20 protein-coding genes and 1 other RNA gene are annotated in these 20871 nt (G+C 69.9%); 13 read left to right on the plus strand and 8 right to left on the minus strand.

What is annotated here, in order from left to right; all coding sequences use genetic code 11:
* The first annotated feature begins 45 nt into the window (after positions 1–45).
* Positions 46–822: an SGNH/GDSL hydrolase family protein gene (locus ITJ66_RS10660; RefSeq protein ID WP_137241732.1), complete on the plus strand. Its 777-nt coding sequence runs from the start codon at positions 46–48 to the stop codon at positions 820–822.
* 24 nt (positions 823–846) lie between these two features.
* Here the strand turns inward: ITJ66_RS10660 and ITJ66_RS10665 are convergent, their stop codons facing one another.
* The gene (locus ITJ66_RS10665) at positions 847–2418 is read right to left on the minus strand and encodes a molybdopterin-dependent oxidoreductase (RefSeq protein WP_137241731.1); all 1572 of its coding nucleotides are present in this window, start codon (positions 2416–2418) and stop codon (positions 847–849) included.
* Between the two features lie 90 nt (positions 2419–2508).
* Positions 2509–3153, minus strand: coding sequence for an FMN-dependent NADH-azoreductase (locus ITJ66_RS10670; protein WP_194644570.1), 645 nt, complete (start codon positions 3151–3153; stop codon positions 2509–2511).
* Between the two features lie 71 nt (positions 3154–3224).
* Between ITJ66_RS10670 and ITJ66_RS10675 the strand changes: the two genes are divergently transcribed.
* From ITJ66_RS10675 to ITJ66_RS10685, 3 genes are all read left to right on the plus strand, one after another.
* On the plus strand, positions 3225–4523 hold the full coding sequence (locus ITJ66_RS10675) for a kynureninase (protein WP_137241729.1): 1299 nt from the start codon (positions 3225–3227) through the stop codon (positions 4521–4523).
* Positions 4524–4533: 10 nt separating this feature from the next.
* Positions 4534–5460 carry an aldose 1-epimerase family protein gene (locus ITJ66_RS10680; RefSeq protein WP_137241728.1) on the plus strand — a complete coding sequence of 309 codons (927 nt, stop codon included), beginning with the start codon at positions 4534–4536 and terminating at the stop codon, positions 5458–5460.
* A 133-nt stretch (positions 5461–5593) separates the two neighbouring features.
* Positions 5594–5833, plus strand: a complete 240-nt coding sequence (locus ITJ66_RS10685; RefSeq protein ID WP_086473347.1) for a hypothetical protein — start codon at positions 5594–5596, stop codon at positions 5831–5833.
* Between the two features lie 14 nt (positions 5834–5847).
* Here ITJ66_RS10685 and ITJ66_RS10690 read toward each other — a convergent pair whose 3' ends face one another.
* The 3 genes from ITJ66_RS10690 to ITJ66_RS10700 all read right to left on the minus strand — a co-directional run bounded on the left by ITJ66_RS10690 (position 5848) and on the right by ITJ66_RS10700 (position 7475).
* Entirely contained in the window at positions 5848–6012 is a 165-nt protein-coding gene (locus ITJ66_RS10690; RefSeq protein ID WP_165766994.1) for a hypothetical protein, read from the minus strand.
* Positions 6013–6092: 80 nt separating this feature from the next.
* The gene (locus ITJ66_RS10695; RefSeq protein WP_064293757.1) at positions 6093–6512 is read right to left on the minus strand and encodes an organic hydroperoxide resistance protein; all 420 of its coding nucleotides are present in this window, start codon (positions 6510–6512) and stop codon (positions 6093–6095) included.
* 63 nt (positions 6513–6575) lie between these two features.
* A complete protein-coding gene (locus ITJ66_RS10700; protein WP_228501567.1) occupies positions 6576–7475 on the minus strand; it encodes a LysR family transcriptional regulator ArgP in 900 nt (299 codons plus the stop codon).
* A 68-nt stretch (positions 7476–7543) separates the two neighbouring features.
* Here ITJ66_RS10700 and ITJ66_RS10705 point away from each other — a divergent pair, with 68 nt between their 5' ends.
* The 4 genes from ITJ66_RS10705 to rnpB all read left to right on the plus strand — a co-directional run bounded on the left by ITJ66_RS10705 (position 7544) and on the right by rnpB (position 10233).
* Entirely contained in the window at positions 7544–8161 is a 618-nt protein-coding gene (locus ITJ66_RS10705) for a LysE/ArgO family amino acid transporter (RefSeq protein WP_194644571.1), read from the plus strand.
* A gap of 36 nt (positions 8162–8197) precedes the next feature.
* Positions 8198–9013, plus strand: a complete 816-nt coding sequence (locus tag ITJ66_RS10710) for a Nif3-like dinuclear metal center hexameric protein (RefSeq protein ID WP_194644828.1) — start codon at positions 8198–8200, stop codon at positions 9011–9013.
* A 44-nt stretch (positions 9014–9057) separates the two neighbouring features.
* A complete protein-coding gene (locus ITJ66_RS10715) occupies positions 9058–9795 on the plus strand; it encodes a zinc ribbon domain-containing protein (protein WP_137241725.1) in 738 nt (245 codons plus the stop codon).
* Between the two features lie 71 nt (positions 9796–9866).
* An RNA gene (rnpB, locus tag ITJ66_RS10720) (RNase P RNA component class A) lies at positions 9867–10233 on the plus strand.
* A 57-nt stretch (positions 10234–10290) separates the two neighbouring features.
* On the opposite strand, the gene ppgK is transcribed toward rnpB, so the two are convergent.
* Positions 10291–11067 (minus strand): polyphosphate--glucose phosphotransferase, encoded by a 777-nt coding sequence (ppgK, locus tag ITJ66_RS10725; protein WP_085510829.1) that lies wholly within the window; start codon positions 11065–11067, stop codon positions 10291–10293.
* A gap of 9 nt (positions 11068–11076) precedes the next feature.
* Positions 11077–11979, minus strand: a complete 903-nt coding sequence (gene map / locus ITJ66_RS10730) for a type I methionyl aminopeptidase (RefSeq protein WP_137241724.1) — start codon at positions 11977–11979, stop codon at positions 11077–11079.
* A 34-nt stretch (positions 11980–12013) separates the two neighbouring features.
* Here map and ITJ66_RS10735 point away from each other — a divergent pair, with 34 nt between their 5' ends.
* From ITJ66_RS10735 to ITJ66_RS10750, 4 genes are all read left to right on the plus strand, one after another.
* Positions 12014–12199 carry a hypothetical protein gene (locus tag ITJ66_RS10735; RefSeq protein ID WP_064293764.1) on the plus strand — a complete coding sequence of 62 codons (186 nt, stop codon included), beginning with the start codon at positions 12014–12016 and terminating at the stop codon, positions 12197–12199.
* A gap of 104 nt (positions 12200–12303) precedes the next feature.
* Positions 12304–14271, plus strand: a complete 1968-nt coding sequence (locus tag ITJ66_RS10740; protein WP_194644572.1) for a hypothetical protein — start codon at positions 12304–12306, stop codon at positions 14269–14271.
* Positions 14272–14368: 97 nt separating this feature from the next.
* The gene (locus ITJ66_RS10745) at positions 14369–15724 is read left to right on the plus strand and encodes a glutamine synthetase family protein (protein WP_079705870.1); all 1356 of its coding nucleotides are present in this window, start codon (positions 14369–14371) and stop codon (positions 15722–15724) included.
* Positions 15725–15745: 21 nt separating this feature from the next.
* On the plus strand, positions 15746–18739 hold the full coding sequence (locus tag ITJ66_RS10750) for a bifunctional [glutamine synthetase] adenylyltransferase/[glutamine synthetase]-adenylyl-L-tyrosine phosphorylase (RefSeq protein ID WP_194644573.1): 2994 nt from the start codon (positions 15746–15748) through the stop codon (positions 18737–18739).
* Between the two features lie 75 nt (positions 18740–18814).
* On the opposite strand, the gene glnA is transcribed toward ITJ66_RS10750, so the two are convergent.
* Positions 18815–20239 (minus strand): type I glutamate--ammonia ligase, encoded by a 1425-nt coding sequence (glnA, locus tag ITJ66_RS10755; protein WP_056005986.1) that lies wholly within the window; start codon positions 20237–20239, stop codon positions 18815–18817.
* A gap of 139 nt (positions 20240–20378) precedes the next feature.
* Here glnA and ITJ66_RS10760 point away from each other — a divergent pair, with 139 nt between their 5' ends.
* Positions 20379–20810: an RDD family protein gene (locus tag ITJ66_RS10760; RefSeq protein ID WP_194644574.1), complete on the plus strand. Its 432-nt coding sequence runs from the start codon at positions 20379–20381 to the stop codon at positions 20808–20810.
* Positions 20811–20871 lie beyond the last annotated feature (61 nt).

Below are 20871 nucleotides of genomic sequence, written 5' to 3' on the forward strand. Positions count from 1 at the left end.
GCGGACCGGTCGGAGACGGCTTCCGGTCGCGCGTACAGTGCAGGTATGACGCAGCACGGGTTCAGACGGTACGTGGCCATCGGCGACAGCTTCAGTGAGGGCTACGGGGATCTCCGGGAGGACGGCACCCTCCGCGGATGGGCCGACTTCGTGGCCCTCGGCCTCGCCCGGGCGTCCACGGAGACCGTCAGCTACGCGAACCTCGCCATCCGCGGGCGGAAGCTCCTGCCGATCCTCGACGAACAACTCGACCGTGCGATCGCGATGGGTCCGGACCTCGTCAGCTTCAACGGCGGCGGCAACGACATCATGCGCCCGCGGGTGTCGATCGACGGCGTCGCCGACCGCTTGGACGGTGCGGTCGAACGCCTGCGCGCCGGTGGAGCCCACGTGCTGCTGTTGAGCGGGGCGAACCCTTCCGCTCACATCCCGATGGGTTCGCTCCTCGCCCGCCGCGGCGAGCAGCTGGCCCAGGCCGTGCGGGTGCGGTATCCGCGTGACGGGGTGACCTTCGTCGACAACTGGGCTGATCGGACGCTCGCCGACCTCCGGTACTGGTCGGTGGACCGCCTGCATCTCAACGCCCTCGGCCATGCCCGGGTGGCGAGCAACGTGCTGACGGCGCTCGACGTGCCGGTCCCGGAGGAGTGGGGGATCGACGACGTCGCTGCGGCGCCGCCCGGTCCGCGTCAACGTCGCACCGCGGCCTACTACCGCGAGCACGTGCTGCCCTGGATCGGGCGCCGCCTGACCGGACGTTCCTCCGGCGACGGCCGCGAACCGAAGATCGCCCAGCTGCAGCCGGTCGACACCCGCGGCTGACCGGCACCGGTCAGCCGCGTATCGTCAGCCGACGCGGACGAGCGTGCGCTGCCAACCGGAGGATCCGTTGGGAGCGATCGGCGCCTGCTCCTCGATCTGGAGGTTCCCGGCCTTGTCGGTCGCACGGACGGCGACGTAGTGCGTACCGGCGGTCGCCTCCCAGTCCATCCACCACTGCACCCAGGTGTCGTCGTTGATGGCGGTCGTGAGGTTGACGCTCTGCCAGTCGCCGTTGTCGATGCTGACCTCGACCTTGGCGATACCGACCGTCTGCGCCCAGGCGACACCAGCGATCTTCGCCGGTCCGGCCGGCAGCTGCTTGTCGATCCGGGGCGTGTCGATCCGCGAGGAGAGTTTGATCGGCGCCTTCGCGTCGTAGCCGCGCGGGGTCCAGTAGGCCTCGTCCTTGTCGAAGGTCGTGACCGTCAGCTTCGTCAGCCACTTGGTCGCCGACACGTAGCCGTAGAGGCCCGGGACGACCATGCGAACGGGGAAGCCGTGCTCGAGCGGCAGGGGCTCGCCGTTCATCGCCACGGCGAGGATCGCGTCGAGGTTCGGGTCGGTGAGCGACTCGATCGGCGTGCTCGCCGTGAAGCCGTCGACGCTCGTGGACAGGACCATGTCGGCCTTCGAGTCGGGCATCGCCCGCTTGAGGACGTCACGCACCGGGATACCGAGCCATTTCGCGTTGCCCAGGAGGTTGCCGCCCACCTCGTTCGAGACGCAGGTCATGGTGATGACGTATTCGTCGAGACCCATGGCGAGGAGCTCCTCGAATGTGATCTGCACCTGCTCGCCGACCATGCCGTCGATCGTGAGCGTCCACGTCGCCGGGTCGACCGTCGGCACGGTCAGCGCGGTGTCGACGCGGTAGAACTTGTCGTTCGGCGTGAAGAGCGGGCTGAGGCCGTCGACGTCCGCCTCGGCTCCGTCGGGGATCGTGACGGTCGACTTCGGTGCCGGGAGCTTGAGGGCGTCGCGGACGGCCGTGATCGACGAAGTGGTGACGTTCACGAGGCGTGCGCCCACGCCGACGACGACGGCACCGGCCGCCGCGATGCCGGCCACGCGGAAGAAGCCTCGGCGGTCGAACGCCGCGCGCTCGTCGTCCGAGCCGTTCGCGGCCCGCTTCGGCAGGCGACGACTCAGGAGGATGAGGATCACGACACCGGCCGCCAGACCGAGGATCACGGGGACGACGGCGAGCGGGGTGGCACCGGCACGGGTGACGGTCGTCGCGCCGGCGAAGACGCCGGCCGCGATGAGGACCACGACACCGAGCGGTGGACGGATCTGCTGCAGGACCCCGGCGATCGCCGCGGCGATCACGACGGCGACCCCGAGGCTCACGAGGAGGAAGATCTTGTCGTTGCCACCGAAGGTCTCGATCGCGAACTCCTTCGCCCACCGCGGGACGATGTCGATGACGAACGATCCGACGGTGAGGAGAGGACTGCTGCCTCGGGCGAACAACAGCGCCGCCAGCTCGGCGATCGCGAGGAACACCGCTGCTGCGACGATTCCGGACAGTGCTGCCGCGAACCAGACGAGACGTCGTCCGCTCCGCGTGGTGCCGGTCTGGTGCTTCGATGGCATGTGCTTCTCCCTGATCGTGGCTCGACAGGAGTTCGGAGCACTGCCCGGATCAGACGGGTCGGATCCGTCGTCCGCCCGTCGTCTCGGCGTTCAGGCCGTCGAGACGGCCAGCCGCAGTCCCGTCTCGGACGCCAGCCGGAGGGCCTCGGCGAACTCCTGCTCGCTCCGTTCGAGCTGCGCTGCGAGCGCCGGATCACGGTCGGCGAGGGTCAGACTCGTCGTGATGACGTGGACGTCCATGCCGAGCGCTCCGCCGAACAACGTCCGCAGCGCCGGCACCTCGTGATCCCAACCCTCGGTCGGGCTGCCCGCGTCGTAGGCGATCCCACGGCTGGTGGCGATGACGACCGGCCGGCCGGTGAGCGCTCCCGTGTCCGCGGAGGTGACACCAGGAACGTGGATGTGGTCGATCCATGCTTTGAGTGACGACGGGATCGAGAAGTTGTAGAGCGGCGCGCCGATCACGACGATGTCGGCGCCGAGCAGCTCGTCGAGCAGGACGCGCTGGAGCGTCTCGGCCTCGGCGGGCGGGTTCGCACCGGGGCGGCGGTCGGCCGGCGCCCAGTGGAGACTCGCGTCGGCGAGGTGGGGGACCGGATCCAGGTGCAGGTCGCGACGGACGACGATGCCGGTGGGGTCGGCGGTCGACCAGGCGTCCACGACGGCCTGCGAGAGCCGGCGGGATCGGGAGGTGTCGAGATCGGCGGAGGAGTCGAGGTGCAGGAGGGTGGGCATGCGGCAACGCTAGCAAGCCGGGTCCGGTCCACTTCCTTGCGGCGCGCACCGGTGGCGGTTACCGTCGCAGGATGGTCGACGCCCCAGCCCCCACCACGTCCGCCCGCCAGGACGCACGCGTCCTCGACGAGGCCGACCCGCTCGCGGAACACCGCGCGGCGTTCGTCCCGGCCGAGGGCGTCGTCGCCTACCTCGACGGGAACTCCCTGGGGCGGCCGTTGCGGGCCACGGCGGAGCGGCTGCAGTCGTTCATCGCGGAAGAGTGGGCGACGCGGCTCATCCGGTCGTGGGACGACCGCTGGTTCGAGCTCCCGCTGACGCTCGGCGACCGCCTGGGATCGGTCGTGCTCGGTGCAGCACCCGGCCAGACGGTCGTCGCCGATTCGACGACCGTGCTGCTCTACAAGCTGATCCGCGCGGCGGTCGACGCGACGGCGTCCGCCGGAGGGGCCGCTCCGCGCGACGAGCTCGTGATCGATGCGGGGAACTTCCCGACGGACCGCTTCGTGATCGAGGGGATCGCCGCTGAACGGGATCTGCGTGTCCGATGGATCGACGCCGACCCGGTCCACGGTGTCGCCGCGCACCAGCTGCGCGAGGTGGTCCACGAGCGGACCGCACTCGTCGTGCTCAGCCAGGTCGACTACCGGTCCGGAGCGCTGCTCGACGTCGAGGAGCTGACCGCGATCGCGCATCATGCTGGAGCACTCGTCCTCTGGGACCTGTGCCACTCCGCCGGTGCGGTCCCGATCGAGCTCGACGAGTGGGGCGTGGACCTCGCGGTGGGCTGCTCCTACAAGTACCTCGGTGGCGGGCCCGGTGCTCCGGCGTTCGCCTACGTCGCGGCGCGCCATCAGGACCGGCTCCTCCAGCCCATCCAGGGGTGGATGGGCGCCGCCGACGTCTTCGCCATGGCCGACGCCTATCAGCCGGCCATCGGGATGCGCCGGTTCCTCAGCGGGACGCCGCCGATCGTGGGCATGCTGCCGCTCGAGGACTCGCTGACGCTCATCGAGTCCGCCGGGGTCGCCGCCATCCGGGCGAAGTCAGTCGCGCTCACCACGTTCGCGATCTCCTGGGCCGACGAGCACCTCGCAGGCTCCGGCGTCAGGGTGATGACCCCTCGTGACGCGGCGCGTCGCGGTGGTCATGTGACGCTCGGTCACCCGTCGTTCCGCGAGATCACCCCGCTGCTCTGGAATGCGGGTGTGATCCCCGACTTCCGGCACCCGGACGGTCTCCGCATCGGGGTCGCGCCCCTGAGCTCCGGCTTCGCCGAGCTCGAACTCGGGCTGATCCGGATCGCCGAGGCCGTCCACCGGTGGACGGCGTCACACGGCTCCACCCCGCCTGGCGGACGTCCGTCGTAGGCTTGGCGGCATGCCCGCTGCCTCTGGAACCCAGTACCGTCTCCACCACGCCGGTCCGCAGGGCGAGGTCCGAGCGACGGTCACCGAACTCGCCGCCGGACTGCGCGAACTGACGGTCGGCGGACGCACCCTCGTGCAGTCCTTCGGTGAGGACGTCGTCGCCCCGATGGGGTGCGGGATGGTGCTCGTGCCGTGGCCCAACCGCGTCCGGGATGCCCGGTGGACGCTCGACGGTGAACCGCAGCAGCTCGACGTCACCGAGGCGGCGACCGGGAACGCCTCCCATGGTCTCCTGCGCAACACGGGGTACCGGGCGGAGGATCACACCGATCACGCGGTGACCCTGCTCGCCTCGGTGTTCCCGCAGCACGGCTACCCGTTCCGCCTCGACACCTCGGTCGCCTACACGTTGGACGACGACGGCCTCCGGGTGACCCACACCATCGTGAACCGGTCGAGTCGCCCCGCGCCGGTCGCCGTCGGCGCTCACCCCTACCTGGCGCTCGGCGACGTGCCGACCGCCGACCTCACCGTGACGCTGGCGGCCGACACCTGGTTCGAGACGGACGAGCAGCGCATCCCGGTCGTCTCCCGTCCCGTCGACGGGACCCCGTACGATCTGCGCTCGGGCGCTCGAGTGGGCGATCTCTCGATCGACGTCGGCCTGGGTTCGGTCCGGCAGGTCGACGGTGCCGTCCGACACCGGCTCACTGCACCGGACGGCGACACCGTCGAACTCTGGGCGGACGACGACTTCCGGTTCGTCCAGGTCTACACGCCGAAGAACTTCCCGGGGGCAGACGGACCGACGCAGGCCATCGCCATCGAGCCCATGACGGCTCCCGCCGATGCGCTGAACAGCGGGACCGGACTCCGGTGGTTGGAGCCCGACGAGCGGTGGTCGCTGTCCTGGGGGATCCGACTCACGCAGGTGTGACCGGCACGCCGTTCGGCGGACGGTCGACCGTCCCGCGGGCGGAGGAGGATCAGCTCAGAGGATGACGCCGCGGGGGCGATGATCGCCCCGGCGTCCGATGTGCCGCCCCCGGGTGTCGGCGGACACTGGTGGCATGACCACGCACCTGGACACCAGCCCGAATCTCTTCACCCTGTCCACGCCCCGGGTCGCGCAGACCGAACGGCTTCAAGTGGCGCGGCCGACGGCTCGACCGCGCGGACGGTTCGGGGCCTTCGTGGGCGTCCTCCTGGGGAACATCGTCCTCTGGAGCACGCTCTTCATCACGATCGGCATCGTGCTCGCGCTGCAACTCGGCATCGTCGGCGTCATCGCCGCGTCGATGTTGCGCTGAGCTCGATCCCCGCGTCAGGTCCCTGAGCCGGCGAGGCCCGTACCGGATTCGTCTGCTGCGTCCTCGGCGGGCGCGTCGTCGTCCAGCGCCTCGTCCTCGACCACGGCGTCCGGGAGCCCGGGCAACATGGCCGCCGCGCCCTCGTCACGGATGCCTTCGACCGCCCCGAAATCAGACATGATGCTTCCTCTCGATCGTCGTGCCCGCCAGCGTAACCGGCGGACACGACGATCGACAGCCCTTGCGGGCGGGAGCTTCGTCAGTCGACGATCGACACCGTCACGTCGATGTTGCCGCGCGTGGCGTTCGAGTACGGGCACACCTGGTGCGCCTGGTCGGCCAGCTGCTGGGCTTCATCGTGCGTCACGTTCGGCACGTAGACGTCGAGCTCGACGGCCAGGCCGAAGCCGCCCTCACCGTTCGATCCGATGCCGACGCTGGCCGACACCTCGGCGTCCTTCGTGTCGAGCTTCGCGGTGCGCCCGACGGCGTGGAGGGCGCTGAGGAAGCACGCGGCGAAGCCGGCGGCGAACAACTGCTCGGGGTTGGTGCCCTCGCCGCTGCCGCCGAGTTCCTTCGGGGGACGGGTGTCGAAGTCGAGGAGGTCGTCCTCACTGCGGACGTGTCCGTCTCGTCCGCCTCCGGTGGCATGGGCAACTGCTGTGTACGCGATATCCATTGCTCCATCCTTGCACCGTCGTGCGTGCGCGATGCACCTTCGCCGGTACCTCTCGGCAGTCGTTCAGTGCAGCGTGGATCGAGCCGCGTCGACCACCGCCGTCGTGACGAGCTCGAGCAGCCGGGAGTGGAGTCGCCACTGCTGCCAGAACAGCGGGACGTCGACGCCGCCGGTCTCGTCGAGCACGACGAGTTCGCCCCGGCGCAGCGGCGCCTCGGACTGCGCGTCCGGGAGCATGCCCCAGCCGAGACCGAGGCCGACGGCGGTCGCGAAGTCCGCCGAAGCCGGGACATGGTGTCGCGGCGGGTCCGCGGGGTCGACGCCCCGTCGTCGGAGGTAGGCGTCCTGGAGATCGTCCTTCCGGTCGAACACGACGACCGGCGCAGCCGTGAGCGCCGGAGCGGTCGCACCATCCTCGAACCAGCGCGCCGCGAACGTGGGTGACGCCATCGGTCGGTATCGCATCCGGCCGAGGGGGCGCACCGTGCACCCCTGGACGGGCTCGGCGTTCGAGGTGACCGCGGCCATGACGCTGCCGGCACGGAGGAGGTCGGTCGAATGGTCCTGGTCCTCACGAGCGAGGTCGAAGACGATCGACTCCCGGGCGGCGACGTCCGCCAGCACCGGCAGCAGCCAGGTGGCGAGGGAGTCGGCGTTCACGACGATCGGGATCACCGCCGGGCTGGCCGGCGTGAGCGCGTCGTCGGCGTGCAACTCGAGCGCCGCGTCGTGACCGAGCAGGTGCACCGCGCGGCCGAGGCGGAGCACGATCTCACCTGACGCCGTGATGGTGATCGGTTTGGTCCGGAGCAGGAGGACCCGGCCGACGCTCCGCTCGAGGGCCTTGATGCGTTGGCTGATCGCCGACGGCGTCACCATCAGCTCCCGTGCGGCCGACTCGAAGGTGCCGTGGTCGACGGCGGCGACGAAGGCCCGCAGTTGCTCGAAATGGACATCCATCATAAGAGGATCTTACGATTCATCAGAATATTGAACTGGATTCATCATCCTGAGCCTCCTACGGTCGGAGGATGACCTCCGCACTGCAAGCCGTGATCGCGGGCCTCGGCCTCGGCCTCTCACTCATCGTGGCCATCGGCGCCCAGAACGCCTTCGTCCTCCGGCAGGGCATCCGGCGCGAGCACGTCCTGCCGGTCGTCCTCGTGTGCGCTCTCTCCGACGCGGTGCTCATCATCGCCGGTGTCAGCGGCATCGGCTTCGTCGTGGAGCGGTTCCCCGTGGTCCTCGTCGTCCTCCGTTGGGCCGGCGCGGCCTTCCTGCTCGGCTACGGCCTGCTGGCCGCACGCCGTGCACTCGCCCCGTCCGGTCTCGCCGCCGACCGTGGTGGCAGCAGCCTCTCGCTCAGGGCGGCGGTGCTCACCGTGGTCGGCCTCACCTGGCTGAACCCGCACGTGTACCTCGACACCGTCCTCCTCCTCGGCTCGATCGCGAACACGCACGGGGAGGTGGGGCGGTGGTGGTTCGCCGCCGGCGCGGTCCTCGGGAGCATCCTGTGGTTCACCGCTCTGGGGTACGGCGCTCGGTTGCTCCGCGGCGTCTTCGCGAAGCCCGTGGCCTGGCGCATCCTCGACGTCGCGATCGCGGTCGTCATGATCGCCCTCGCGATCATGCTCGTCCTGCGCCCCTGAGCGTGCTCGAGGGTGCCTGGTTAGGATTGCCGGGTGATGAGAACCCTGCGTGAGGTCAACACGGTCGTCGAGCGCCTCTGGCCACTGTCCGGAGCCGAGGACTGGGACGCCCCGGGGCTCCTCGTCGGCGACCCGGACCAGCCGGTCGGGCACGTGCTCCTCGCGGTCGACGCGGTCGGCGTGACCGTCGACGAGGTGCTCGAGCACCCCGACGGTCTGCTGCTGGTCCACCACCCGCTGCTGATGCGCGGTGTCACGACCGTGGCGGGTGACCGGTACAAGGGGTCGCTCATCACGCGCCTGATCCGTGGCGGCGCCGGACTCATCGCCGCACACACCAACGCCGACGTCGTCGTCGACGGGACCTCGGACGTCCTCGCGCAACGTCTCGGCCTCCACGACCCGGCTCCGATCGTCCCGGCCGCCGACGGCCTGACCGGGTTGGGTCGGGTCGGCGACCTCCCGGAGGAGACGACGCTCGGCGCGATCGCACGTGCCCTCGCCGAGATCCTGCCGGCGACCGCCACCGGGGTCCGTGCCTCCGGGGAGTATGACCAGGCCGTCCGGAGGATCGCGCTCTGCGGGGGAGCGGGTGACTCGCTCCTGTCCCACCCCGCGGTCCGCGCGGCCGACGTGTACATCACGGCCGACCTCCGCCATCACCCGGCGTCCGAGGCCCGGGAGCAGGCACTCCTCGGTGGCGGGCCGGCCCTCGTCGACGTCTCCCACTGGGCGAGCGAATGGCTGTGGCTGGAGGGGGCCGCCGACGCGCTCCGACGAGAGCTCCCGGGACTCGACGTCCGGGTCAGCGAGCTGCGTACCGACCCGTGGGACTTCGTCGTCACCCAGTAGTCGGCGCGGCCGGTAGGGTGATGAGTCGAGAGTTTGGAACAGACGTGAAAGCCAGCCCAGCAGACCAGAAGACGTTGCTCACCCTGCAGAGCATCGACACCGGCGTGCAGCGCACCGCCCACCGCGCGGCGAACCTCCCCGAGGCCGCGCGCATCGCGCAGCTCCAGGCCGAGATCGAGACCGTCCGCCTCCGTCGGCTGGAGCGGGTCGGCGTCCGCGACGACGCACAGACCGAGCTCGGGCGCATCGAGTCCGACGTCGCCGTCGTCGCGGCCCGCATGAAGCGCGACGCCGACCGCCTCCAGTCGTCGACCTCCGTCAAGGACGTCGAAGCGCTGCAGAGCGAGATCGCCTCGTTGCAGAACCGCCAGAACAACCTCGAGGAGATCCAGCTCAACGTCATGGAGCGGGTGGAGGCCGCGGAGGACGCCGTCGCCCAGGTCGACGCCGAGCGCGCCGGACTCCAGGAACTCCTCGACGAGGTCGTCGCCAAGCGCGACGCCGAACTCGTCGAACTCGAGGCCGAACGGACACGACTCACCGCCGACCGCGAGTCTCTCGCACCCGGCATCCCCGCCGACCTCCTGGCCCTCTACGACCAGCGCCGCGCCCGCGGCGGTATCGGTGCAGCACTGTTCCGCGCCGGCACCTGCGGCGCATGCAAGATGTCGCTCACCGGCAACGACCTCCAGGCCGTCCGCGCCGCACCGTCCGAAGTGGTCGTGCAGTGCCCGGAGTGCGCCGCGATCGTCGTCCGAACGGACGAGTCCGGCCTCATCTGAGCCGGACGCTGGCTGCACGACACCGGCGGTCCACGGCCGTTGTCGCGGGCCGGTAGACTCGTCTCCGTGAACGGGCCGGCTAGACGGTCGCGTCACCGAGACCTCCGGGTGTCGGTGCCGAGGAACGTCCGGGCTCCACAGAGCAGGGCGGTGGGTAACACCCACCCGGGGTGACCCGCGAGACAGTGCCACAGAGAACAGACCGCCGTGGGCGACCACGGTCAGGGTGAAACGGTGGGGTAAGAGCCCACCAGCGACCGGGGTGACCCGGTCGGCTCGGTAAACCTCGTCCGGAGCAAGGTCAACAGGGAACGCTGAGGCTGCTCGCCAAGTTCCCGGGTAGACCGCTAGAGGGCGGCGGCAACGTCGTCCCGAGAGAGATGGCCGTCCAGACGCGAGAGCGTGGGACAGAACCCGGCGTACCGGTCGACCCGTTCACACCCCACTCCCACGCCAAGCGCTGCGACGGAACCGCCGCAGCGCGTGGCGCAGTGCTCAGGCGATGCGTTCGGCGGGGCCGGCGGCGAGCGCGGCTGCGCCGAGGATGCCCGCGTTGTTCCGGTGCACGGCGGGGATGATCGGGGTGTCGAGCTTCAGGAGCGGCAGGAAGTGGTCCGCGTGCTTGGACACGCCGCCGCCCACCACGAACTGATCGGGCGAGAAGAGGAACTCGAGGCGCTCGTAGTACTTCTGGAGGCGCTTGGCCCACTTCTCCCAGCTCAGGTCCTCGCGCTCCTTGACCGCGTAGGACGCCCGCGTCTCGGCGTCTTTGCCGTCGATCTCCAGGTGCCCGAGTTCGGCGTTCGGGATCAACGTGCGGTTGTAGATGAGCGCCGTGCCGATGCCGGTGCCGAGGGTCGTCAGGATCGTGAGACCGCTTGCGCCCTTGGCTGCCCCGAACTCGGTCTCGGCGTACCCGGCCGCGTCGGCGTCGTTCACGAAGGTGATCTCCCGCCCGAGGCCCTGCTCGAACAGCTGCTCGGCTTCGAGGCCGATCCAGGCGTCGGAGACGTTCGCCGCGGACATCGTCCGGCCGTTGCGGACGATCGCGGGGAAGCAGACGCCGAGCGGGAGTCCGTCGGAGGCCGGGGACAGCTGCTCGAGCACCTCCCGCACCGTCACGACGATGTCCTTCGGCTCGCCACCCTTCGGCGTGGGGATCTTCACCCGATCGGTGAGGAGGGCACCCGTCGTGAGATCGACGACCGCACCTTTGATGCCGGTCCCTCCGATATCGATGCCGACGGCGGACCGGGGAGCTGCGTTCGTCATGCGTCCAGCCTAGAGCGCCGCGGGCGCTGCGGCGGTGTCGATCGTGCTCGGAAGGGTCAAGACCTCGGCCCCGCGTTCGGTGACGACGAGCGTGTGCTCGAACTGCGCGGTCAACGACCGGTCGCGGGTCGTGACCGTCCAGTCGTCGTCCCACTGCTCCCAGTCCTGGGATCCGATCGTGAGCATCGGCTCGATCGTGAACACCATGCCCGGCTCCATCACCGTGTCGTACAGCGGCGCGGCGTCGTAGTGGGGGACGATCAGCCCCGAGTGGAAGGACCGGCCGACACCGTGGCCCGTGAAGTCGCGGACGACGCCGTACCCGAACCGCTTCGCGTAGGACTCGATCGCACGACCGATGACGTTGATCTGCCGGCCGGGGGCGACGGCCTTGATACCGCGGTTGAGGGCTTCCCGGGTGCGCTCGACGAGGAGACGGGTGTCGTCGGCGACGTCGCCGACGAGGAAGGTCACGTTGCTGTCGCCGTGCACGCCGTCGAGGTAGGCGGTGATGTCGATGTTCACGAGGTCGCCCTCGCGCAAGGCGGTGTCGTCGGGGATGCCGTGGCAGACGACCTCGTTGACCGAACTGCAGATCGACTTGGGGTAGCCGCGGTACCCGAGCGTCGACGGATAGGCGCCCGCACCGATGACGAACGCGTGTCCGATGGCGTCCAGCTCGTCGGTGGTCACCCCGGGACGGACCGCCGCGCCGACGGCTTGGATCGCATCGGCGGCGATGGTCCCGGCGACCCGGATGCGTTCGATCTCCTCAGCCGAATACAGATCGCCCCGGGTGTCGGTGGCCGGTGCGGCGCGGCCGACGTACTCGGGGCGGACGATCGTCTCCGGCACCGATCGGGGGCGGCCGACGCGACCGGGGATCAGGTGACCTGCGGTGTCGAAAGGCATAGGATCAAGCCTAACCGAGCAGGGGAGACGCGCCGTGGCGAAGGAACCATCCGAGCAGTACTGGTACAACACGAAGACCGGTCAGGTCGAGTTCGGCTTCGAGTCGAGTGTCGTCGACCGCGTCGGTCCATTCGAGACGGCTGCGGAGGCCTCGCACGCGCTCGAGCGACTGCGCGCCAACAGCGCGAAGTGGGACGCCGACGAGGCTGCCGAGGACTGAGCCACCCGGGTCGCATCGCGAGCGGATTGCGGGTCAGCCCTCTTCCGCAGGCGTGGTGTGATCCGCCAGGATGGGCCGAGCGATGAAGCTCGAGCGGGGGGAACATGCACAGGATCGACCGTCCGCGGAGGCGACCGATCGCCGTCGGACGAGGTGCCGTCGCGGCCCTCACCCTCGGACTCCTCCTCATGCCGGCGTCGCCCGCCGGTGCAGCGCCGATGGTCACCGCCGAGGTCAGCGCGGCCGAGTGCGTCACCGCGGTCCCCGGTGGTTCCCGCTGCGGCGTGTTGACGGTGCCACTGTCGCGCGCGGTGCCGGACTCGGCGGAGGCGACCCTGCCGTACGTGCTCGTACCGGCCGCCCTCGAGACCGGGCGACCGCCGCTCGTCTACCTCGCCGGCGGGTCGGCACTCTCGACGCTCGACATCCAGCAGCTCGCGGTCGAGGGCGGGCTTGCCGCCGACCGCGACGTGGTGTTCGTCGAACGACGGGGCGGTCGCGACGCCACGCCGTCGCTCGACTGTGCGCCGGCGACCGCCGCCATCCGCGCCTCGCTCGGCGCTGACGGGGACCGTGCAACTCGCGTCGCCGCGGTCGGCGGCGCTTTCGCCTCCTGCGCCGAGGCCTGGCAGGAGGACGGCGTCGTGCCGAGCGACTTCGGCGTCGCGCCTGCGGCGGCGGACCTCCGCGACCTCCGGCAGCAGCTCGGCTACGCGCGATGGACCATCCTGGCCGTGGGCTCGTCGGCCGGAGTGGCCCTCGCGGCCCCCGACGTCGATCCGGGTGGCGTCGACGGCGTCGTCCTCGACGGCCCCGACCTGGGTGCACCCGGGATCGTCTCCGCGGGCGGTGTGGCGGCCGCCCTGGCCGTCGTCCGTGCGCGCGGCGTCGAGCCGCAGGGTCCCGTTCCGTCCCCGCCGGCGGCACCACAGGCCGCCGCCGCCGAGGAACCGGAGTCCGCGACCCCGGACACCGCGCCGACCGAGGTCTTACGTTCGGCCGGGATCCTCACCGCCGCCACCGATGCCCTCGTCGCCGCACCGCACCGCACCTCCGGACCGCGCCCGATCACCCTCGGTGGCGACGCGCTCTTGGCGATCGCCTCACACGCGTTGTCCGAACCCACCGCCCAGGCGGCACTCCCGGTGCTCCTGAGCTCGGTCGCGGACGGCGACAGCACGGTGCTGGATCCCGTGGCGAACGATGCGACCGCCCAGCTGGCCGACTCCGGTGGCATCCTCGACCGCGTGCTCGGGTGTTCGACGACCGGCTGGCCTGGGGCGATCGAACGCTCGGACGCGGAGGTCACCACGCCGACGCTGCTGGAGGACGTCGCGGCCGCTGCCTGCTCCTCGTTCGCCGTGAGTGCGACGCCGCCGCCGGGAGCGATCGGGACGTCGGTCCTCGTGCTCGGCGCCCCGGAACAGGCCGCCGCCCTCGCCGTCCCCGTCGCCGATGGCACGGCGAACGCCCTCGTGGCGGTCTTCCCCGGGTCGGGAGCCGTCCCATCGGTCAGCAGTGCGTGCGCACGGGTCGCGATGCGTGCGTGGCTCAGCGATCCGGCGAGCTATCGGGCGGCACTCTGCGACACCGACGACGCGGCCGTCACCGTCGTCGATCGAGCCGATGTCGCGGCGAGCCCACGGTGGGGCCAGCAGACCTCGTCGGACGCCGGCGGCAGGTGGTTGCTGCTGGTGCTGCCCATCCTGTTCGGGCTCCTGGCCATCGGATGGTCCGTGGCGTGGGGCTACCGGCTGATCACCCAGGCGCTTCGGCGCCAGCCGGTCCAGGACGGCCTCCTGCTGGGGATCGCTCCGGTGTTCGGAGCGACGTGGGCGATCGGCGGAGCCGTCGTGCTCGTCCGTGCGGCCGCCTCGAGTCCGGCGATCGCGCTCGTCGGGGTGCCCGCCGCCTTGCCGTGGCTCTCCATCGCCCTCCTCGTGAGTTGCCTCGGGTTGGTGCCCGTCTGGCAAGGGGCCCACCGCGGATCGCGGCTGCGGATCGCCGCAATCTCACTGCTGTGGGTGGCGACGGCCGGCTGGACCGCACTGTTCGTCCTCGCCTGGTGGTGAGCCGTGGATCGCCCACGCCCGGCGCGCGCTGATGAGCGGGAACGGGGACGGAGCCAGTAGCCTAGACACGGGCCGCCGGCCGAAGGAAGAGGGGCAGATGGATAAGCAGCGCGACTTCGTTCTCCGCACGATCGAGGAGCGGGGCGTCAAGTTCGTCCGGCTGTGGTTCACCGATGTCGTCGGGACCCTCAAGTCCGTCGCGATCGCCCCGGCCGAAGTGGAAGGCGCGTTCTCCGAGGGCCTCGGCTTCGACGGATCGGCGATCGAGGGGCTCAGCCGCTCCTACGAGTCGGACCTCCTGGCCCACCCCGATCCGACGACCTTCCAGATCCTGCCGTGGCGCGGCGAGATCGACCCGACGGCGCGCATGTTCTGCGACATCACGACGCCCGACGGCCAGCCCGCCGTCGCCGACCCGCGGAACGTCTTGAAGCGCACCCTGGCGAAGGCAGCCGACATGGGGTTCACGTTCTACACGCACCCCGAGATCGAGTTCTACCTGCTGAAGTCCTCGCAGTACGGCGTCGACGGACCGGAGCCGGTCGACTCGGCGGGCTACTTCGACAACGTCCCCGGTGGCACCGCTCACGACTTCCGTCGACGTTCCGTCCGGATGCTCGAAGACCTCGGGATCTCCGTCGAGTTCAGCCACCACGAGGCGGGCCCCGGCCAGAACGAGATCGACCTGCGGTACGCCGACGCCCTGACGACGGCCGACAACATCATGACCTTCCGCACCGTCGTGAAGGAGGTGGCGATCGAGCAGGGCGTCTACGCGACGTTCATGCCGAAGCCGCTCGTCCACCAGCCCGGCAGCGGCATGCACACGCACATGTCGTTGTTCGAGGGTGACTCGAACGCCTTCTACGAGGCGGGTGCGCAGTACCAGCTCTCGAAGACGGGCCGGCAGTTCATCGCCGGACTCCTGACGCACGCTCCGGAGATCACCGCGGTGACGAACCAGTTCGTGAACTCCTACAAGCGACTCTGGGGTGGCGTCGGACCGAACAAGCTGTCCGAGGCTCCGAGCTTCGTCTGCTGGGGCCACAACAACCGCTCGGCACTCGTGCGCGTGCCGCTCTACAAGCCCAACAAAGGCCAGAGCGCTCGGGTCGAGTACCGCGCCATCGACTCCGCCGCCAACCCGTACCTCGCCTTCTCGCTCATGCTCGCCGCTGGGCTGAAGGGCATCGAGGAGGGCTACGAGCTCCCGCCGGAGGCCGAGGACAACGTCTGGACGCTCTCCGACACCGAGCGTCGGGCGCTGGGATACAACGCTCTGCCCGCCAGCCTCGATCGCGCGGTCAGCCTCATGGAGGGTTCCGAACTCGTGGCGGAGACGCTCGGGGAGCAGGTGTTCAACTACGTCCTGCTGAACAAGCGACAGGAATGGCACGAGTACCGGGCCCAGGTGACCCCCTTCGAGTTGGCCAGCAACCTGGAGATGCTCTAGACGAGGGGACCGGTCGGTCGCATGGTCCGCGAGAACATCTCCCTGAGCACGCTCGCCCGACTCGGGTTCACCGGTCTGGGTGAGGCCAGGGACCGGCTGGACGAGCTCGGCGAGCTCGTCCAGCTCGACCCGGCGTCGCTGTCGCCGTCCTTCGCCGTCGCGGCCGACCCCGACGCCGCGCTGGTCGGTGTGCTGATGGTCGGTCGGAAGTCTCCCGACGAGCTGTCAGCGCTCATGGCGGACCAGGCCTCGGCCGAGCGACTGTTCCGACTGTTCGGCGCCTCGCAGGGCTTCATCGACTTCTTCCTCCGCCACCCCGACCAGCTGTCGGTGTTCGAGTTGCCGGTCACCCGCGTCCCGACGCTGCAGGAGGCGCGCGACGAGCTGCTCGCGAGCGTCGGTGCCGAGGACGGCTTCGCCGCGATCGTCGAGGAGCCGGCCTGGGACGCGATCCGCGTGGTCTACCGCCGACTGCTGGCCGAGGTCGCCCTCTTCGACCTCTGCGCCCCGGATCCGATCGTCGTGCTCGACCGGGTCGCCAGCGCCCTCTCCGACCTCGCTGCCGGTGCGTTGGAGGCCTCCATCGCCGTCGCACGCACGCAGACGAGCGGGCCGAGGGGTCCCGGCGTGTACCCGCGCGAGGAGGTCGCGGCCACCCGCTTCGCCATCATCGGCATGGGCAAGGCGGGCGCACGGGAGCTGAACTACGTCTCCGACGTCGACGTCATCTTCGTCGGTGAGGGTTCGGGCGACGGCGAGGACGGGCTCGACAACGGGCGTGCCGTCGAGATCGCCACCCGGCTCGCGGTCCTCACCATGCGCGGTCTCGGACAGGCGGGTCTCGAGCCGAGCCTGTGGGAGGTCGATCCGAACCTCCGTCCGGAGGGCAAGGCAGGCGCCCTCGTCCGCACGCTCGAGTCGCATCTCGTCTACTACGACCGCTGGGCGAAGAGTTGGGAATTCCAGGCGCTCCTCAAGGCACGGGCCCTCGCCGGCGATCCCGACCTCGGTGCCCGCTACATCGAGGCGGTGCAGCCGAAGGTGTGGGGGAGTGCGTCCCGCGAGGGCTTCGTCGAATCGGTGCAGCGCATGCGCGAACGAGTCACCGAACACATCCCCGCGGAGGACGTCCACTACCAACTCAAGCTCGGCCCGGGCGGGCTCCGCGACATCGAGTTCACGGTCCAACTGCTGCAGCTCGTCCACGGACAGCTCGACGACTCCGTGCATCAACGCGGAACCCTCGCCGCCCTCGACGGCCTCGCGACCGCCGGGTACATCGGTCGCGCCGAGGCGCAGGAGTTCGCGCACGACTACCGTCTGCTGCGCGTGCTCGAACACCGTCTGCAGCTGACGCGACTGCAGCGCACGCACATGATGCCGCGCGACGAGCCGTCCCTCCGATCCCTGGCCCGATCGAGCACGCTCGCGACGACCGCTCAGGCCCTCGTCACGCGATGGGAGGCCACGAAGCACGGTGTCCGGCAGCTGCACGAGCGGTTGTTCTACCGGCCGCTGCTCTCGGCGGTCGCGGCCTTGCCCGAGAGCGGTCTGAGTCTGACGAGCGGTCAGGCGGAGGCGCGACTCGCGGCGATCGGCTTCGTCGACCCGCGCGGCGCGCTCGCCCACATCGGGGCGCTCACCGCCGGCGTGTCGCGGCGCGCCAACATCCAGCGGCATCTGCTCCCCGTCATGCTCGGCTGGTTCGCGGACGGCGCCGATCCCGACTACGGATTGCTCGCGTTCCGGCGGCTCAGCGAGTCCCTCGGCGAGTCGCACTGGTTCCTGCGGATGCTCCGCGACTCCTCAGGGGCGGCCGAGCGGCTCACGCGGGTCCTCTCGGGGTCCCGGTTCATCGGCGAGCTCATGGACCGCATCCCCGAGTCGGCCGCTTGGCTCGCCGGAGACGAGGACCTCCTCCCGCGATCGTCGACCGCGCTCGGCGAGGAGATCGCCGCCATCCTCAGACGACACGACTCACCGGACACCGCAGCCGCCGCCATCCGCGCGGTACGGCGACGTGAAGTGCTCCGGCTGGCGATGTCGTCGACCGTCGGCATGCTGGACGTCCAGGGCCTCGCCGCCGGACTGACGGACGTGTCGACGGCGACGCTCGCAGGGCTCCTCGGCGCCGTCAGACGCATCGGCGGCCTCGGCGCGGACATCGAGTTCGCCGTCATCGCCATGGGCCGCTACGGCGGCGCAGAGCTCGGACTCGGTTCGGACCTCGACGTCCTCTACGTGTTCCGGCCGAAGGACGGGGTCGACACCCAGGATGCACAGCGCCAGGCCGGAGCGATCGCCGCAGAGCTCAAGCGCCTGAGCGAGGACGCCCGGCTCCCGCTCGACCTCGACCTCGATCTCCGTCCCGAGGGGAAGAACGGTCCGCTCGTGCGCTCCCTCGACTCCTACCGGAACTACTACGCGCGCTGGTCCCTCACCTGGGAGGCGCAGGCGCTGCTCCGCGCCGCCGGCGTCGTGGGCGACACCGAGCTCATCGAGGCGTTCACCGAGGTGGCGGACACGGTCCGCTATCCAGCCGCGATCAGCGAGCAGTCCGTCCGCGAGGTCAAGCGGATCAAGGCACGCGTCGAGAACGAGCGGTTGCCGCAGGGCGCCGACCCGACGAGACACCTGAAGCTCGGGCGCGGCTCGCTCAGCGACGTCGAGTGGTTCGTGCAGCTCCTCCAGCTCGAGCACGGGGCGGCGGTGCCGACGTTGCGAACCACCTCGACGCTCCGAGCGCTCGACGCGGCGGTGGAGGCGGATCTCGTCGATCGGGAGTCCGCCGAACGACTCCGTGAGGCCTGGATCCTCGCGTCGCGGATCCGCTCGGCCATGACGCTGTGGTTGAACAAGACGCAGGACGTGCTGCCGAGCGACCGCCAACAGCTCGAAGGTGTGGCGCGACTCCTGGAGTACCCGACCGGGTCGGCGAGTCTCCTGGAACAGGACTACCTCGCGGCCACCCGGCGTGCCCGGACGGTCTTCGAGCACGGCTTCTACGGCATCTGAGCCGATCGCCTCGACCACACGGAACCGCCCGCCATCCGAGAGGATGACGGGCGGTTCGCGGTACAGCAGGTGTCGTCAGACGCCGTAGTACAGCTCGAACTCGAACGGGTGCGGGCGCTGGGCCAGCGGCTTGATCTCGTTCTCGCGCTTGTACTGGATCCAGGTCTCGATGAGCTCCGGCGTGAAGACGTTGCCGGCGAGGAGGAACTCGTGGTCCGCCTCGAGCGCCTCGAGGGCAGCGCCGAGCGATGCGGGCACCTGCGGGATGTTCTTGGCCTCCTCGGGGGGAAGCTCGTAGAGGTCCTTGTCGACGGGCTCGTGCGGCTCGATGCGGTTCTTGATGCCGTCGAGGCCGGCCATCAGCTGAGCGGCGAACGCGAGGTACGGGTTGCCGGAGGCGTCGGGCGCGCGGAACTCGATGCGCTTGGCCTTCGGGTTCGTGCCCGTGATCGGGATACGGATCGACGCCGAGCGGTTACCGGCCGAGTAGACCAGGTTGACGGGGGCCTCGAAGCCGGGGACCAGGCGGTGGTAGGAGTTCACCGTCGGGTTCGTGAACGCCAGGACGGCCGGGGCGTGCTTCAGCAGGCCACCGATGTACCAGCGGGCGAGGTCGGACAGGCCGCCGTAGCCGTTCTCGTCGTAGAAGAGCGGCTTGCCGTCGCTCCACAGCGACTGGTGCGTGTGCATGCCCGAGCCGTTGTCGCCGAAGAGCGGCTTCGGCATGAACGTCGCGGTCTTGCCCCACAGCTCAGCCGTGTTCTTCACGATGTACTTGAACTTGAGGATGTCGTCCGCCGCGGCGACCATGGTGTCGAAGCGGTAGTTGATCTCGGCCTGGCCGCCGGTGCCCACCTCGTGGTGCGCGCGCTCGAGGATGAGGCCGGCGTCGATCAGCTTGAGGCTGATGTCGTCGCGGAGGTCGGCCTGCTTGTCGACGGGGCTGACGGGGAAGTAGCCACCCTTGTAGGGCGTCTTGTTGCCGAGGTTGCCGCCCTCTTCTGCGCGGCCGGTGTTCCAGGCTCCCTCTTCGGAGTCCACCGAGTAGAAGCTCGAGTGCTGGTTCACCTCGTATCGGACGTCGTCGAAGATGTAGAACTCGGCCTCGGGCGCGAAGAACGCGGTGTCGGCGATGCCGGTCGAGGCGAGGTACTTCTCAGCCTTCTTGGCGACCTGACGCGGGTCCTTGGAGTAGATCTCGCCGTTGCGGGGGTTGTAGATGTCGAACACCATGATGAGCGTGCGCTCGGCACGGAAGGCGTCGATGTAAGCGGTGGAGACATCCGGGATGAGCTGCATGTCCGACTCGTGGATGTTGGCGAAGCCACGGATGGACGAACCATCGAAGAGCTGGCCGACGGTGAAGAACTCCTCGTCGACGGTGCTGGCCGGGATGTTGAAGTGCTGCTGCACGCCGGGAAGGTCCGTGAAGCGGATGTCGAGGAACTTGACATCGGTGTCCTTGATGAACTTGAGCACTTCGGAAGAATCACTGAACATGTGAATGGCTCCAAATGGGGTTGGTACAGGGAGGCTGCACAGCGCAGCCATCTGTGAGACTACGGGGAGGGGGTTACCCCGCCATGACACCCATGTTTCGTGGATGTTACGAGAATCCCCGCCCGAATAGAATGGCACAGTGCCCCACACCCCGCAGAATCCACGGACCTTCGGAGAGCTTCCTCCCAGCGCCTTCCCCGGTGAACGCCTGGGACTCCCGGAGAGCGGCGTCAGGTCGGTCGCGCGGGTCGGTCGGCGGATCACCGCGCTCGTCATCGACTGGGCCATGGCGGTCGTCCTCTCCGTCGCGTTCTTCGCCTACGACGCCACCGCGACGCTCGTGATCTTCGCCATCATGCAGTTCGTGTTCATCCCGACCATCGGCGGCAGTCTCGGCCATCGCCTCTGCGGGATGCGTCTCATGCCGTTGACCGGCGGGTGGGTCGGGCTCTGGCGGCCGGCCGTGCGAACCGTGCTCCTCTGCGTGGTCGTTCCAGCGCTCGTCTGGGATTCGGACCAGCGCGGCTTCCACGACAAGGTCGCCGGCACGGTGCTCCTGCGGGTGCGCTGAACGCAGCCGGAAACGCGAACGGCCGCCCTCCGTCAGGAGGGCGGCCGTCGTTTCCGTACCG

This window comes from Plantibacter sp. VKM Ac-2885, assembly GCF_015351205.1.
GTDB classification, from domain to species: Bacteria; Actinomycetota; Actinomycetes; order Actinomycetales; family Microbacteriaceae; genus Plantibacter; species Plantibacter auratus.

Bases quoted from the DNA above. Each gene is read 5' to 3' on its own strand.
- ITJ66_RS10660 (WP_137241732.1), top strand. From the start codon at position 46: ATGACGCAGCACGGGTTCAGACGGTACGTGGCCATCGGCGACAGCTTC.
- ITJ66_RS10665 (WP_137241731.1), bottom strand. From the start codon at position 2,418: ATGCCATCGAAGCACCAGACCGGCACCACGCGGAGCGGACGACGTCTC.
- ITJ66_RS10670 (WP_194644570.1), bottom strand. From the start codon at position 3,153: ATGCCCACCCTCCTGCACCTCGACTCCTCCGCCGATCTCGACACCTCC.
- ITJ66_RS10675 (WP_137241729.1), top strand. From the start codon at position 3,225: ATGGTCGACGCCCCAGCCCCCACCACGTCCGCCCGCCAGGACGCACGC.
- ITJ66_RS10680 (WP_137241728.1), top strand. From the start codon at position 4,534: ATGCCCGCTGCCTCTGGAACCCAGTACCGTCTCCACCACGCCGGTCCG.
- ITJ66_RS10685 (WP_086473347.1), top strand. From the start codon at position 5,594: ATGACCACGCACCTGGACACCAGCCCGAATCTCTTCACCCTGTCCACG.
- ITJ66_RS10690 (WP_165766994.1), bottom strand. From the start codon at position 6,012: ATGTCTGATTTCGGGGCGGTCGAAGGCATCCGTGACGAGGGCGCGGCG.
- ITJ66_RS10695 (WP_064293757.1), bottom strand. From the start codon at position 6,512: ATGGATATCGCGTACACAGCAGTTGCCCATGCCACCGGAGGCGGACGA.
- ITJ66_RS10700 (WP_228501567.1), bottom strand. From the start codon at position 7,475: ATGATGGATGTCCATTTCGAGCAACTGCGGGCCTTCGTCGCCGCCGTC.
- ITJ66_RS10705 (WP_194644571.1), top strand. From the start codon at position 7,544: ATGACCTCCGCACTGCAAGCCGTGATCGCGGGCCTCGGCCTCGGCCTC.
- ITJ66_RS10710 (WP_194644828.1), top strand. From the start codon at position 8,198: ATGAGAACCCTGCGTGAGGTCAACACGGTCGTCGAGCGCCTCTGGCCA.
- ppgK (WP_085510829.1), bottom strand. From the start codon at position 11,067: ATGACGAACGCAGCTCCCCGGTCCGCCGTCGGCATCGATATCGGAGGG.
- map (WP_137241724.1), bottom strand. From the start codon at position 11,979: ATGCCTTTCGACACCGCAGGTCACCTGATCCCCGGTCGCGTCGGCCGC.
- ITJ66_RS10740 (WP_194644572.1), top strand. From the start codon at position 12,304: ATGCACAGGATCGACCGTCCGCGGAGGCGACCGATCGCCGTCGGACGA.
- ITJ66_RS10745 (WP_079705870.1), top strand. From the start codon at position 14,369: ATGGATAAGCAGCGCGACTTCGTTCTCCGCACGATCGAGGAGCGGGGC.
- ITJ66_RS10750 (WP_194644573.1), top strand. From the start codon at position 15,746: ATGGTCCGCGAGAACATCTCCCTGAGCACGCTCGCCCGACTCGGGTTC.
- glnA (WP_056005986.1), bottom strand. From the start codon at position 20,239: ATGTTCAGTGATTCTTCCGAAGTGCTCAAGTTCATCAAGGACACCGAT.